At 60.6% G+C, this 15,330-nt stretch carries 10 protein-coding genes; 1 reads left to right on the top strand and 9 read right to left on the bottom strand.

Going from position 1 to position 15,330, the window contains the following annotated elements:
• The 9 genes from G5358_RS08300 to G5358_RS08260 all read right to left on the bottom strand — a co-directional run.
• Window positions 1–3,034 (bottom strand): efflux RND transporter permease subunit (locus G5358_RS08300; protein WP_421323939.1); only part of this gene is annotated, 3,034 nt, incomplete at its 3' end.
• A gap of 73 nt (window positions 3,035–3,107) precedes the next feature.
• Window positions 3,108–4,640, bottom strand: coding sequence for an efflux RND transporter periplasmic adaptor subunit (locus tag G5358_RS08295; RefSeq protein WP_421323938.1), 1,533 nt, complete (start codon window positions 4,638–4,640; stop codon window positions 3,108–3,110).
• Between the two features lie 296 nt (window positions 4,641–4,936).
• Complete coding sequence (locus G5358_RS08290; RefSeq protein WP_227342331.1) at window positions 4,937–5,437, bottom strand: hypothetical protein; 501 nt, start codon at window positions 5,435–5,437, stop codon at window positions 4,937–4,939.
• A gap of 57 nt (window positions 5,438–5,494) precedes the next feature.
• A complete protein-coding gene (locus G5358_RS08285; protein WP_421323937.1) occupies window positions 5,495–6,247 on the bottom strand; it encodes a substrate-binding periplasmic protein in 753 nt (250 codons plus the stop codon).
• Between the two features lie 116 nt (window positions 6,248–6,363).
• The gene (locus G5358_RS08280; RefSeq protein WP_100645526.1) at window positions 6,364–9,474 is read right to left on the bottom strand and encodes an efflux RND transporter permease subunit; all 3,111 of its coding nucleotides are present in this window, start codon (window positions 9,472–9,474) and stop codon (window positions 6,364–6,366) included.
• A 9-nt stretch (window positions 9,475–9,483) separates the two neighbouring features.
• Window positions 9,484–10,641: an efflux RND transporter periplasmic adaptor subunit gene (locus G5358_RS08275; RefSeq protein WP_421171953.1), complete on the bottom strand. Its 1,158-nt coding sequence runs from the start codon at window positions 10,639–10,641 to the stop codon at window positions 9,484–9,486.
• A 362-nt stretch (window positions 10,642–11,003) separates the two neighbouring features.
• Complete coding sequence (gene xthA, locus G5358_RS08270; RefSeq protein WP_421323936.1) at window positions 11,004–11,810, bottom strand: exodeoxyribonuclease III; 807 nt, start codon at window positions 11,808–11,810, stop codon at window positions 11,004–11,006.
• A 115-nt stretch (window positions 11,811–11,925) separates the two neighbouring features.
• Window positions 11,926–12,888, bottom strand: a complete 963-nt coding sequence (locus G5358_RS08265) for an ion channel (protein WP_216978403.1) — start codon at window positions 12,886–12,888, stop codon at window positions 11,926–11,928.
• 65 nt (window positions 12,889–12,953) lie between these two features.
• Window positions 12,954–14,600: a tetratricopeptide repeat protein gene (locus G5358_RS08260; protein ID WP_337072802.1), complete on the bottom strand. Its 1,647-nt coding sequence runs from the start codon at window positions 14,598–14,600 to the stop codon at window positions 12,954–12,956.
• Between the two features lie 295 nt (window positions 14,601–14,895).
• Here G5358_RS08260 and G5358_RS08255 point away from each other — a divergent pair, with 295 nt between their 5' ends.
• Window positions 14,896–15,321, top strand: coding sequence for an Hsp20/alpha crystallin family protein (locus G5358_RS08255; RefSeq protein ID WP_103250619.1), 426 nt, complete (start codon window positions 14,896–14,898; stop codon window positions 15,319–15,321).
• The last annotated feature ends 9 nt before the right edge of the window (window positions 15,322–15,330 follow it).

Genomic DNA, 15,330 nt, shown 5'->3' with positions numbered 1-15,330 from the left:
TCACCATGCCGCCGATCATGGGGGCGGCGATGCGCTGCATCACCTCTGAGCCGGTGCCGTGGCTCCACATGATGGGCAACAGGCCGGCGATGATGGTCACCACCGTCATCATCTTGGGGCGCAGGCGCAGGGCGGCGCCGTGGATCACCGCCCGGTGCAGGCCCGCCTGGTCCGGCTTGCCGCTGGCCACGAGGTCACCCCAGGCGTGGTTGAGGTAGACCAGCATCAAGACGCCGGTCTCCACCGCCACCCCGGCCAGGGCGATAAAGCCCACCCCCACTGCCACCGAGAGGTTGAAATCGAGCAGCCAGAGGGTCCAGATCCCGCCCACCACCGCCAGCGGCAAGGTGGTGAGAATGAGCAGCACCTCCTGGAAGCGGCGAAACGCCAGATAGAGCAGCAGCACTATGATGGCGATGGTGAGCGGCACCACGTAGGCGAGGCGCGCCTTGGCCCGTTCCATGTACTCGTATTGGCCGGACCAGGTGAGGGCGTAGCCCGCCGGCAGCACCAGCTGCTTGCCCACCTCGGCCTTGGCCTCTGCCACGAAAGAGCCGATGTCGCGGCCACGAATGTCGACGTAGACCCAGCCGTTGAGGCGCGCGTTTTCACTGCGCAGCATGGGCGCCTCGTCGCTGATGTAGACCCGCGCCACGTCCGCCAGCGCGATGCGGGCACCGCTCGGCGTCACCAGCGGCAGCAGCTCCAGGCTGGCCACAGAGTCGCGATAGCTCTGGGGGTAGCGCAGGTTGATGGGGTAGCGCTCGCGCCCCTCGATGGTCTGGCCCACCTCCATGCCGCCCACCGCGGTGGCGAGCACCGCCTGTACGTCAGCGATATTGAGGCCGTAGCGGGCCGCTTTCAGTCGGTCGATGTCCACCTTCACATAACGGCCACCGGCCACCCGCTCGGCATAGACCGATGAGGCGCCCTCCACCTTGCCGACGATCTGTTCCAGCTGCTGGCCGAGCTGCTGGATCACCTTGAGATCGGGCCCCGCTATCTTGATGCCGACCGGGGTCTTGATGCCGGTGGCCAGCATGTCGATGCGGGTCTTGATGGGGGGCACCCAGGCGTTGGTGAGACCGGGGAAGCGGATGAGGGAGTCGAGCTCCTCTTTGAGCTTCTCCGGGGTCATGCCGGGGCGCCACTGATCCCGGGGCTTGAGCTGGATGCTGGTCTCCATCATCACCAGATCGGCGGGGTCGGTGGCCGATTCGGCGCGCCCTGCCTTGCCGAACACGTTCTGCACCTCGGGCACGGTACGGATCAGCTTGTCGGTCTGCTGCAAAATCTCCCGCGCCTTGCCCACCGAGATATTGGCCGCGGTGGTGGGCATATACATGATGTCCCCCTCATCGAGCGGCGGTATGAACTCGGAGCCCAGGTACTTGAGCGGCCAGAAGCCCGCCACCGTCACCACGGCGGCGATGGCCAGGGTGGTTTTCGGACGGGCCAGCACGGCCTTGAGCAGCGGTACATAGCCCTGGCTCAGCCAGCGATTCAGCGGATTGGCCTGCTCGGCCAGCACCTTGCCGCGGATGAAGTAGCCCATGATCACCGGCACCAGCGTGATGGCGAGCCCGGCCGCCGCCGCCATGGCGTAGGTCTTGGTGTAGGCGAGGGGGTGGAACATCCGCCCCTCCTGCGCCTCCAGCGCGAACACCGGCAGGAAGCTGATGGTGATGATGAGCAGGGAGAAGAAGATGGCGGGCCCCACCTCTATGCTCGCCTCGGTGATGATGCGCCAGCGGTTCTTGTCGGTGAGCGCCTCCCGCTCCATGTGCTTGTGGACGTTCTCGATCATCACGATGGCGCCATCCACCATGGCGCCGATGGCGATGGCGATGCCGCCGAGCGACATGATGTTGGCGTTGATCCCCTGCAGGTGCATCACGATAAAGGCGGTCAGGATGGCGATAGGGAGGGAGATGACCACCACCAGCGACGAGCGCAGGTGGAACAGGAAGGCGAGGCAGACCAGCACCACCACCGCGAACTCCTCCACCAGCTTGCCGGAGAGGTTGTCGATGGCGCGCTGGATAAGGTCGGAGCGGTCGTAGACGGTGACCACCTCGACCCCCTCCGGCAGGCTGCTTTTCAGCTGGGCGAGCCGCGCCTTGACCCCGTCGATGGTGTGCTGGGCATTCTCGCCGTAGCGCATGACGATGATGCCACCCACCACTTCCCCTTCACCGTTGAGCTCGGCCAGACCACGCCGGCTCTGGGGCCCGGTAACCACATCCGCCACGTCACCCAGCAGCAGCGGGGCGCCGCGCACATTGGTACCGAGCGGGATCTGCTTCAGATCCTCGACGCTCTTGAGATAGCCGTTGGAGCGCACCATGTACTCCGCTTCCGCCATCTCGATGACGGAGGCGCCGGTCTCCTGATTGCCCTGCTTGATGGCGGTTTCGATAAGGGAGAGCGGGATGCCGTAGGCGCGCAGCTTGTCCGGATCGACCCGCACCTGATACTGGCGCACCATGCCACCGACTGTAGCGACCTCGGAGACCCCCTCCACCGTCTGCAACTCGTACTTGAGGAACCAGTTCTGCAGGGAGGTGAGCTGGCTGAGGTCATGCTTGCCGGTTCTGTCCACCAGCGCGTACTGATAGACCCAGCCCACCCCGGTGGCATCGGGGCCGAGCTGGGGACGGGCGGAGGCGGGCAGGTTGGGCGCGACCTGGCTCAAATACTCCAGCACCCGGGCGCGGGCCCAGTAGAGGTCGGTGTTGTCGTCAAACAGCACATAGACGAAGGAGTCGCCGAAGAAGGAGTAGCCGCGCACCGTGGTGGCCCCCGGCACCGCCAGCATGGCGGTGGTGAGCGGGTAGGTCACCTGATCCTCAACTACTTGGGGCGCCTGGCCCGGGTAGGAGGTCTTGATGATCACCTGCACGTCGGAGAGATCCGGCAGGGCGTCCACCGGGGTCTGCTTGACCGACCAGAGCCCCCAGGCGGTGAGCATGAGGGTCAATAGCAGTATCAGAAAGCGGTTGCCCACGGACCAGCGAATAATCGAGGGGATCATGGTTGGGCTCCTTGCTCATTGGGTGCAGAGAGCGGAGAGCGGTTGCCTGCTAGGCAGCGAATGATGGCAGGGATCATGATTTCTTCTCCATCGCGGGCATCGTCATCTGATGCTGGCTATGGTCCATGCCTTCCATCTTCTCCATCTCATCCATTGCTGGCTTGGCGTCGCCGTCAGTAGCGGGCGCTTGCTCCTGATGGATGGTAGTGATGCGGTACTCATCCCCCTCCTGCATCACCTGCAGGTGCAGGGTCTGCCCCTCGACCAGCTTGCTGATATCGACCCCGTCGGCGACGGTGAACTCCATCTCCATGGCGGGCCACTGCCACTCGGGGATGGGCTGGTGGGAGACCATCAGGGTGCGGTTGGCCAGATCGATGCTTTCAACCTCGCCCTGAGTCCACACTTGGGCTGGGCGTACCGCCGTCATGCGCTGGAAGTCCGAATCGATGGCCGACTCGGAGTCGAGCAGGAACTGGGCAGAGCTGACGATGTTATCCCCAGCCTCTACCCCTGCCTTGATGGCAACCTTGTCGCCAAACTGGGGGCCGAGAGTGACGGCGACCGACTTGAAGCTGCCATCCCCTAGTGCCAGCACCAGCCGATCCTGACTGCCGGTGCGGATCACCGCTTCGCTCGGCACCACCAATTGCGGCTCTCCCTGCCCGGTGCGAATGCTCACCTTGGCAAACATATTGGGTTTCAAAAACTCGTCCGGGTTGTCAAAGCGCAGCCGCACCTTGAGGGTGCGAGTAGCGGCATCGAGGGTCGGATAGAGGTAATCCACCTTACCTTGCCAGCTGCGGCCGGGGGCATAGTCGAGAGTCATGGTGACCGGATCCCCCACCTTCAGCTGGTCGGCCTGGCGCTCGAACACCTCGGCGCTGACCCACACCTGCTTGAGGGTGCTGATGTTAAAGAGCGCCGCAGCGGGCTCAACATACTGGCCCTCGCGCACCTTGAGCTCGGAGACATAACCGCTGCTGGGGGCGTAAATGCTGATGGTTTCGCGCACCTGGCGGGTGCGCTTGAGGGCCGCAATCTGATCCGCCGGTACCTGCAGGGACTTGAGCTTGCCCTCGGCGGCGCGCAGCAGCAGCGGGTTGGCTGTGTTGAGGGCGAGCAGGTACTCGTGCTGGGCATTGACCAGATCCGGAGCGTAGAGCTCGTAAATCAGGCTCCCCTTGCTCACCTGCTGCCCCTCGCTCTTGATGGCGAGGGTGCGGATCCAGCCTGCCATGCGGGCGTTGACTGCCTCCAGCCTGTCCTCGTCATAACCGACATAGCCCACCGTCTCGATCTGCTGGTGAATAGGCAGCTTCTCCACTTTGGCCAGCCGCACCCCCAGGTTCTGCTGGATCTCGGGGCTGATGGTGACGGTGCCCGGTGAGCCGCCCTGTTTTTCCTCATAGACGGGGATAAAGTCCATCCCCATGTTGTCCTTGGCGGGACCATCACGCTTGTCGCGGGGATCCATGGGGTTGACCCAGTAAAGGGGCGTCTTCTCTTTGGCGCTGGCGCCATCGGAGGTCTGTTTGGCGGCCCAGTAGCCGCCACCAGCGCCAAGGGCAAGTAGCAGGGCCGACATCAGGACGGTCTTGTTCATGACTGGCCTCCGGCGCGGGTCTGCATGCAGAAAGTGCAGGAGGGTAATGCGTCCGCAAAGGCAGCAACCTTGGACGGTGAAAAGTGGGCTGGTGACATAATACGTCTTCTCTTTTGCAGGCCGCCGGTCGGGTGAGGTGCAAGGCATCACCAAAGGGGGTGGCGGCAAACGGGGCGCAACTGTATCAGTGCGCACGGCTCCCTGTGAGCGGACCGGTTTGGCCGGGGCGCAGGGTCAGGCAAGGCGGCAGGAGACGGGCAAGCCGAGGCTTGCCGCTGCCGCAAGAGAAGATCTTTCTAGTGTCGCAGCACCGACAACATCAGGTGTCGGCGCGGCCAGGAGGGGGGATGGGTACCGCGTGATCGCAGGAAGGGATCCCGCAACCAGTTATCAAGCAGTGCAGTTGCGAAGTTACTGCCAAGTAGCAGGGGGAAGATCAGCAGGGCGACCAATACACCCAGCAGAGCTATCGCGCCGAAGGAGAGGGCATTGACGCCGGTCTGCATCTGGCACTCATCGCCCATGGCCGACCCCTCGTCTCCCTGATGGCAGGAGAGGGCCATGGTATCGCTCGGGTGAGACATTGCGGGCATCGCATGAGAGCTCTCGCCATCCGCCATCGCCATGGATGAATCCAACATCACCATTGGCAGGGGGCTGCTTTGGGTCGTCTCGGAGGAGAGGGGAGAAGCATGCCAGCTGATGCAGAGGGTCAGATTGCACACGAGCAGCAGCGCCAGCAATAGCCGGGCTAGCAGGGCAGAGGGCAATCTTGTCGCAAGCTGGGTGAGTGACAATCCGGTCATCCTTCAGGATCTGGTATCCAGACTCTAAACCTTGCTTCTGGGAGAAGGTCAAGGCGAGGGCTGGCGCTGTTGTTGCAGATAGATGTCGCTGTATTTCTCCAGCAGCTGATCTATCCACTGCCTCATGCCCGGCGCTTGCAGCATGGGTTCCAGCTGTTCGAGGGTGCCAAGATGGGGAGATTGTAGTGAAACAGAAATATAGAGCTCACCGCGCTGCAGTGGCCACTGCAGATCAGTCATTCCGCTGCTCGGGTAATTTTCGCTCAAAAACAGGCGGCCGGAAGAGCGGCCATAGGGAACGAAGTCGACCCGGTTACTGGCCAGCAGGCCAAATACCTGCTTGAGGGAGTTGACCCTGTAGATGCGGGTATTTGCTTGCAAAAAATCATCCATTTCGCTGCCAAGGCTGACGCCTATCATCATGGCTCCCCGCAGTCCGGTCAGATCCTCCCGTCGCTGCAGCAAGCGGCTGCCGGGTTGGCGCACGAACACCGCCATGTCATTGATGGCCATGGGCGTTCGGGTAAAGCGGGAGTAGTGTGCTCTCTCTTCGTTGCGCAGCGCACAGATATTGATGTCGACCTCTCCTTTCGCCACTTTCTGCTGACAGCGGGCCCAGGGGCCCACATAGGAGAGATCCACATTGAAACCCAACCGTTGATAGAGGGTACTGACTACTTCGGCACAAACGCCGATGATCTTGCCATCGCTCAGCCAGTTCCAGGGGGGATAATCGTGATGACCACAGGCGGAGAGGGTAGTGGTCGTCAAGGTCGTCGCGAGCCAGAGCTGAGCCAGCATATCCGAATCCTGTGCAAAAAAGTCTCGATGTGTGTCATTGAAGCACACCGCAGACAAAAAAATACCCCCGCACGGGCGGGGGTAGTTTGTTATCGGTGGCACGCCCGTGGAGAGCGTTACGGCTTGGCGCGTTTTTCCGACCCTTTCATGATGAGGCGGAAGAAGAGCGGGATAAAGAAGATGGCGATAAAGGTGGCGGCCAGCATGCCGCCGATGACCGGCCAGCCGAGAGCGTGACGGCTTGCGGCACCGGCACCGCTGGAGGTGACCAGCGGCACACAGCCGAGGATGAAGGCCAGCGAGGTCATCACGATGGGGCGAAAACGCAGGCGCGCCGCCTCCAGTGCCGACTCGATGAGGCTCATCCCCTCCTCGTGCTTCATCACCGCGAATTCCACAATCAGTATGGCGTTCTTGGCGGCAAGGCCCACCAGGGTCACCAGCCCGATCTGGAAGTAGACGTTGTTGGTGAGTCCTACCAGCCAGGTGGCCAGCAGGGCGCCGAACAGGGCGAACGGTACGGCTGTGATCACCGCAAACGGCAGGCTCCAGCGTTCGTACTGGGCTGCCAGGATGAGGAAGATCATCACAATACCGAAGCCGAACGCCATGCCTGCGCTACCGGCAGAGGCCTTCTCCTGATAGGCGGAACCGGTCCACTCCAGCTTGGCATCGTTGCCAAGGGTGCTGTTGGCCACCTCTTCCAGTGCGGCGATCGCCTGACCCGAACTGTAGCCGGGTGCCGGCTGTGCCATGATCTTGGCTGCCTGGAAGATGTTGAAACGCTCTACCAGCTCGGGGCCAGTGGCATCACGGACCGTCACTAGGCTGCTGAGTGGGATCATCTCGCCGGTGTTGGAGCGCACGTAGACGTTGCGGATATCGCTCTTCTTGGCGCGGTAGTCAGCTTCGGACTGCAACTGTACCCGGTAGGTTCGGCCAAACTGGTTGAAGTCGTTGACATAGACCTGACCGAAGGTGGCCTGCATGGTGTCGAACACCGCATTGATCGGCAGCCCCAGCGCCTTGGCTTTCTCGCGATCCAGGTCGAGATAGACCTGCGGCACATTGGCACGGAATGTGGATGTGACACTGGCAAACTCGGGGCGCTCCTTGGCGGCGGCGAGGAAGCGCTGTACTTCGCCCGAAAACTCCTGGGCACTGCCGGAACCCCGGTTTTGCAGGTAGCCTTCCAGTCCGCCGGTGGTGGACATCCCCTGGATGGGGGGCGGGTTGAAGGAGGCAACAAAGCCGTCAGCCAGCCCCATCAGGCTCATCCCCTGCAGAGTTTTGGCCAGATCGAAGGAGTCCTGGCCTGTCCCCTTGCGCTCGCTCCAGTCCTTCAGGGTAATGAAGGTGAGACCGCTGTTGCTGATGATGGCGTTGGAGAGGATGTCGAAGCCCGAGAAGGTGATCACATCCTTCACATTGGGATTGGCCATGGCGAGCTTGTCGAACTGATCCGCCACTGCCTGTGTCCGGCTCATGGCGGCGGCATCCGGCAGCATGACGGCGGAGATGAGGTAGCCCTGATCTTCGTTCGGTACCAGCTCGCCCGGCACTTTCAGGAAGAGACCGTAGATGGAGAGCAACAGTACGGCGATGATGGCAAAAGCGACCCCCACCCGACGGTTCAGGAAGGCCACACCCCGTACATAGCCGCGGGTCAGCTGGTCAAATTTATCGTTGAACCAGACGAAGAAACGGGCCGGTTTGTGATGTCCCTCTTTCAGCAACACGGCGCACAAGGCCGGAGAGAGAGTCAGAGCCACCAGACCGGAGATGGCCACCGAGACCGCGACCGTGATGGCGAACTGCTTGTACATCACCCCTGTCATGCCACCCATAAAGGCGACCGGCAGGAACACGGCGCAAAGCACCAGCACGATGGCGACCACCGGACCTGAGACCTCCTGCATGGCGAGGATGGCAGCCTCTTTGGGCGAACATTTCTTCTCGCTCATGATCCGCTCGACGTTCTCGAGCACCACGATGGCGTCATCCACCACGATACCGATGGCGAGCACCATGCCGAACAGGGTCAGCAGGTTGATGGAGAAACCGAGCACCAGCATGCCGGCGAAGGTCCCGATGAGCGACACTGGCACCGCGATACAGGGGATCAGGGTGGCGCGGAAGTTCTGCAGGAACAGGTAGACTACCACGAACACCAGCACGATCGCCTCGAACAGGGTGTGTACCACCTCTTCGATGGAGATCTTCACAAACTCTGTGGTGTCGTAGGGGATCTGGTACTCGATATCCTGCGGAAAGCGCTCCTTGAGCCGCTCCATGGTGGTGTGCACCGCATCGGCGACTGCTACGGCGTTGGCACCGGGCTGCAGATAGGTAGCGATACCGATGGCCGGTTTGCCGTTGGCGCGGGCCACCAGATCATAATCCTTGCCCCCCAGCTCGACCCGGGCGACATCGCGGACCCGGATCTTGGAGCCATCGGGCATGGAGCGAACTATGATGTTCTGGAACTCTTTCACATCTTCAAGGCGACCCTTGGTCTGCACCGTGTAGGTGAAGTCGATGGGGGTCGAGGTGGGCTGAGCGCCGATCTTGCCTGCCGCGAACTGGGTATTCTGCTCGCGGATGGCGCTAATCACATCACTCGGGGTGAGTTCGAGCTGGGCCAGTCGATCCGGCCGCAACCAGATGCGCATCGCATAGTCGGTACCGCCAAACAGAGTGGTATCACCGATGCCGGGAATCCGCTTGAGCTCGTCGATGATGTTGAGCAGGGCATAGTTTGACAGATAGGTGGTATCAAACGAGCCGTTCGGCGACTGGAGGGTGACCACCTGCAGGATGGAGGTCGATTTCTTCTTGACCGTTACCCCCTGCTTTTTCACCTCTTCCGGCAGCTGGGCCATGGCGGCCGATACCCGGTTGTTGACGTTGATGGTGGCCTGATCCGGATCTGTGCCGATCTCGAAGTAGACGTTGAGGTTCATCTGGCCGTTGGAGGCCGAACCCGATTGCATATAGATCATCCGCTCGACGCCGTTGATCTGCTGCTCCAGCGGTGCGGCGACAGTCTGGGAGATCACCTCCGGAGTGGCCCCCGGATAGAAAGCGGTCACCGAGACCACCGGCGGGGTGATCTGGGGGTACTGCTCGATGGGAAGCGAGCGCATTGCCGCCAATCCGCCCAGCACGATAATGATGGAAATCACGCTGGCGAAGATGGGACGCTCGATAAAAAACCTGGAAAACATACGAGCTCCTTACTTGGCCGCTGAGTGGCTGACCATCTTGGCGGTGATGGCTTTCATCTCGTCGGCAGAGACAGGTTTCACCACGCTGCCGGGGCGAGCCTTCATCAAGCCTTCGACGATGTAACGGTCACCGGCATTGAGGCCGCTGTCGATCAGCACCCCCTCGGAGACCACCGGGCCCAGTTTGACCGGACGGGGGATCACCTTGTTCTCGGCATCGACCACCATCACCATGCGGTCAGCCTGGGACTGGACGATAGCGCGGGGCGGCACCACTATGGCATTCTTGCGGGTGCCCAGATCGATGGTCATACGGACAAACTGGCCGGGCAGCAGCACGCCGTCCTTGTTATCGAAGATGGCGCGGGCACGGATGGTGCCGGTCTGGGGATCGACCCGGTTGTCGGAGAAGTTGAGCTTGCCCGCTTGTGGGTAGACAGAACCATCGGCCAGGCGGATATGGGTGCGCCAGTTGGTGGCGTCCTTGGCTTCAATGGTCCCTCTCTTGACCGAGTTCTCGAAATCGAGGCGATCCTGCTCCGAGTAGGAGAAGTTGACGTAGAGCGGATCAAACTGGGTGATGGTAGTGAGCAGGCCGTTGTCGCCACTGGTGGAGATAAGGCTCCCCTCGGACTGGGAGCTCTTGCTCGCCATGCCGTTGATGGGGGCAGTGACCTTGGTATAGCTGAGGTTGAGCTCGGCCTCCTTCACCTTGGCCTGAGCGGCCTGATGGCTGGCGATGGCCGCTTCATAGTTGGCGATGGTGTCGTCATAGTCCTTGCGGCTTACCACCTGGCGCTTGAAGAGGGGAATGATGCGATCCCGATCGGCGCGAGCCTTGTTGAGCCTGGCCTGCTCCTGGGCCAGGGTGCCTTTGGCCTGCTCCAGCGCCACCTTGTAGGGCTCGGGGTCGATCAGGAACAGTTGCTGGCCGGCGGTAACCGGTTGGCCTTCTACATAAGTGCGCTTGAGCAGGATGCCACTGACCCGGGAGCGGACATCGATCTCGCGAAAACCGGCGGTTTCGCCCACCATCTCGGTGGTGAGCGGCACATCGGTCAGGGTCGCCTCGTTGACTACCACGGGCACGGCCGGCATGGTTTGCACCGTCTGGTTTGTTTCCCCGCCACAGCCGGCCAGTGCACCGGCCAGCGTCAGAGCGAGCATCCCCTGTTTGAATAATCCTGCTCTGGTGTTTGGCTCCATCATCATTTCACTCCTGTTGGCCCGATTGCGGCCATCATGCACACCTTTTTTTTCGGCTGACGTGATTAACTTCATGATTACAAATTAACTCATTGGATTATTGAAGTTTTTCAATCATAGAGCATGAACATTGAACCCAAGCTGCTTGATCGAAAAAGTTCTCTCTGTTCTTCACAACAGAAGCCGTTCTGCTGCTGGAAAATGGAGTAAAGAGTATCATATGAGAACTAGATTGCCGACAGGATAGTGCGTGCGATGACAATAGTCAGGAGGAAAAAGGGGGATAATTGTAGCGGGCGAGAGGAGCCCTCGCCCGCACTCAATCAGGCGAAGCAGGCCCAGATGGGAGCGTGGTCGGAGGGTTTCTCGATGCCGCGCAGTTCATAGTCGATACCTGTCTCGGTCACGCTGTCCTTGAGGGCGTCGGAGGCCATGATGAGGTCGATGCGCAGGCCGCGATTCTCGTCAAAGCCCTTGGATCGGTAGTCAAACCAGGAGAAACGCTCGCACTCGGTAGGGTTGGCGGCGCGGAAGGTGTCGGTGAGACCGAACCCTTTCAGCCGCTCCATCCATTCGCGCTCGATGGGCAGGAAGGAGCACTTGCCATCCCGCAGCCAGCGCTTGCGGTTCGCTTCGCCGATACCGATGTCGAGATCGGTGGGGGAGATATTCATATCCCCGATCAGCACCAGCTGGTCGTCCGGCGTGTGATGAGTTTCGAGATAGTGCTGCAGATCCTCGTAGAACTTCTGCTTGGCCGGGAACTTGGTCTCGTGATCCTGGCTTTCACCCTGCGGGAAGTAGCCGTTCATTACCTTGATGAGAGAGCCGTCTTCGCGCTCGAAGGTGGCCATGATCATCCGGCGCTGGGCCTCTTCGTCATCGGTGGGGAAGCCTTTCTCCACCTTGACCGGTTTCAGCTTGCTCATGATGGCGACCCCGTAGTGAGCCTTCTGGCCGTGAAACTCCACGTGATAGCCCATGGCCTCCACATCGGCCAGCGGGAAGGCCTCGTCATGGACCTTGATTTCCTGCAGGCCGATCACATCGGGCTGGTGCTTGTCGATGATGGCTTGCAACTGGTGCAGACGGGCGCGCAGGCCGTTGATATTGAAAGAGATGATCTTCATGTCCGGGATGCTCATGTCATTTTTATAAGTCGCTATTGGACTAGGAATCGGCGGTGGATGCAAGTTTGGCCGCGGGCCTGCATCAGTGGCAGGCACCGCGGTGTGGGTAGAGGTGTCAGCGGGTCATCTTTTTGACGAATACCACCACAAACAGCGCCAGTGTGAAGCTGCCGGTGAAGGCTTCAAAGGCGGCAAAGATCCTGGAAAGCCCGACCGGAGTGAAGTCGCCATAACCCAGGGTGGTGAAGGTGACCACGCTGTAGTAGAGGCACTCCAGCAGGAAGATGGCGTTTTCTTCAAGAGAGGCTTCTGGTCGGTATATCAGATGATTGCCCGCGAAGTTAAGGCCGCAGAAGAAGTAAAAAATGCTGCAGATGAAGATGAGCAGCAACGAGAAGAGCACCACCCGCATCGGAGCCTCGCCATAGCCACAGAAGAGATCGACCACCCAGGAGGTGAAGCGCTGGGTCGACCAGAACGGCAGTTGCAGGCGACGCATGGTGAGCTCTTGCTGGATATAGTTGCCGGACATGGTGAAGATCCCCTGCGCCTCGGAGGCTTTGCGCAGATCCCGGTAGGTCTCTTCCGCCTCCTTGAACCAGATGCGCGCCTGTTTGGGATCCCGTTCACGGCGCCCCTTGCGATCCTGCATCACCCGTTTGCCGGTCTGCATGTTGTCGAGCCGGGTGTTGTGCCAGCGGATGCCGAGCAGATTGACGTCATCGAGGGTGGCGCACTGGAGGTTGGCATCACTGAGATCGGCCTTCATCAGGCTGCCCCCTTTCATGCGCAGGCCGTAGAGGTGACCCCCGCGCAGGTTGGCGCGATAGAGGTTGCACTGCTCTAGCAAGAATCCCTGATCGGACTCCTTGTTGACCAGATTGAGGCCAGCCAGATTGGCCCGTGACAGCTGCAGGCCGTGACATAGACCGCCAGCGCGAACGTATTGTTCGAGCGCCTCGGCGGTGCGGGCTTCCTGATGAGGTCCATGGGGATCATGCCACTTGCAAAGATCGTGCTCGCCAGCTTCTTCACTGCAGTGGCGGCCATCGGCCACCAGATAACGACACATCGCCATCTTCGCTTCCCTCGCATTACCGTACTGGTTTCAGCATAGGCGGGAAAAGGGGGCGTGACGGCGTCTTAGTTGAACTGGTTAAACTCCTGACGCAGCTTGCGAAAACGCTCCTGCTGAGCCGGGTTGAGGGGGATGCCGTCGAGCACGTCCAGGGTGTCTTTGCACTCGATACCAAACTCCGGGCTTTTGCGGTTTTTCTGCATCAGTTGCAGCAACACCTGGATCTTGTTGAGGGCGGCACCGGTATTGGCGGGGGCCCGGCGCAGCGCCTCGCGAAAGTGACCGAGCGCCTGTTCCAGCTCGCCGCTCTGATAGGCCTTGATCCCCAGATCGTTGAGCTGCTGGTAGCGCTGACGCCGCTCCAGCACCGTTTTATCATCACGGGTTGCCTGAATGCAGGTAGTAAGCAGCCGGTCTTCATCCTTTGCCAGCAGTCCCTGCAGGCTCTCGGCATATTCGAACTCGCCGAGCTGATAGAGGGCGAGGATGGTTTCGCCAAGCAGGGCAGGGGGCATGGTGGCCGGTTCATCAAGCCAGTTCTGGTTGGCGCGATAGAGCATCTTCTTGCCCTTGAGCAGCTCCCCCAGCGCAATTTGCACTCGGGCCTGACAGATTTGCTCGAATACCGGGTAGTTGAACTCCGACATCATCAGCGAATCGCGGATGCGCGACAGGGCCGAGTTGACCTGCTTTTGCAGGTTGGCGATATGATAGCTGTCGTTGCTGTTGAGGGCGTAGAGGGTCAGGGTCTGGATATAGGCACCCAGATAGTGGGGGGTTCGGTGGATCGAGTTACGCGACAGATCGATCAGCGACAGCAGCACATCCTTGGCCTGAGCGTAGTCGTGGCGTAGCAGGCACACTTCCGCCAGCCGACGGGAGAGCTGCACCGACTGGGGGGAGATATCCACCGCTCGTCTAAGTTCTTGTTGTGCCAGTTCATCGTTGCCGAGGGCGAGTTGGGATTCCGCCAGCCAGAGGTGTGCTTCCACCATCAGCGGGGTATTTTTGAGGGTCGCCTGCAGATGGCTGACCGCTTCTTCATGAAGTCCCAGAGTATTGCACGCCTTGCCCAGCGTCAGGCGGGCCCAGCTGTTCTCCTGCCCGGCCAGCAGCTGGCGCATCAGGGCGCGTGCTTCTTGTGCCTGACCCAGCTTGAGGTGGGTATCAGCTTGCAGGCAGCGGCAGTAGTTGGCAAAACGGGGGACAGCATCAGCCCGCTCGGCACAGGCGGTAATGAGGGTCGCCAGATTGTTATCAGCCAGCGCAGTAAAGACGCTGGCCAGGGCGTTGCGCCGGGCGAGGGCCCGCTTGAGGCGAAACGAGAACTGCTCCTGGGAGAAGGGCTTCATCAGGTATTCGTCGGGCTCGGCTTCCAGCGCGCTCAGCACCATGGCGCGAGAGCTGTCGCCACTCACCATGATCACCACGCTCTGGGGCGGAATGAGCTTCTGATCCCGCAGGCTCTCCAGCAGCTGCCGCCCGTTCTCGCCAATCCCCAGATCGTAATCAATGAGATAGATATCGAAGCTGCCCTTCTGGCAGCGGCGTCGCGCATCCTCGGCGGTATTGGAGTAGGTGATGTTGCTGATACCCAGATTGAGCAGCATCGCCTTCATCATCACCTGAAACGAGCGCTGCTCATTGACCATCAGAATGCGTTGTGGCTTGGCAGGGCTCTTCTTTTCTGACGCGTTTTCCGGTGTCTGCATTGTTCTGGGTCGAGGCGCTACGGGTTGATGGGAGAAAGTGTGCCACCAAAGCGTGTCAAGTGGCAATCAATGTGCTTTTGTCACGCAACTTTCAGTTTCCATGTCACGCTCTGTGCCTGGTGGCCAGGGCGATGTGGTTGATCCATATCAAATAAAGCTCAGATGGGGTGGCAGCACGCGGCACACTTTTTAGACTGATAGAGGGGGCAACGACAAGCCCCGGTCACATATAGGCCCCATCAGGCAGGTATCAGGGCCTGCCTCTGTTAGTCCATGAATCACGGAGGGATCAGAGATGAGTTTGCTACCAAGCCGTACCAGTCTGTTCGATGACCTGTTTCGCGATATGGCGTCCGGCTTCTATATTCGCCCCTTGCACGGGGACCCCTTGCCGAGCCAGATCAGGCTGGATTTGAAGGAGAGTGATGGCAACTATGTGCTGCAAGCCGAGTTGCCGGGGGTTGCCAAAGAGGACATCCATGTGGATATCCATGGTAAACAGGTGACGCTGAAAGCGGAGATCCGCCAGTTTGACAGCCAGAACAAGGATGAGCGAACACTGCGCAGTGAACGCTATTTTGGCAGTGTTTCACGCACTCTGGAGTTGCCGGTCGAGGTGGCGCTGGACAAGGTCAGCGCCAGGTTCGAGAACGGTATCCTCACGTTGCAACTGCCCAAGCAGGTGGAAACGCCAGCCCCTCACCGGGTGACCATCGAATAGCCCGTGACA

The organism is Aeromonas sp. 604176 (assembly GCF_049170755.1).
Lineage (GTDB): Bacteria > Pseudomonadota > Gammaproteobacteria > Enterobacterales > Aeromonadaceae > Aeromonas > Aeromonas veronii_A.
Note: the sequence above shows the minus strand (reverse complement) of the source record. Positions and strands in the feature narration are given on the sequence as shown.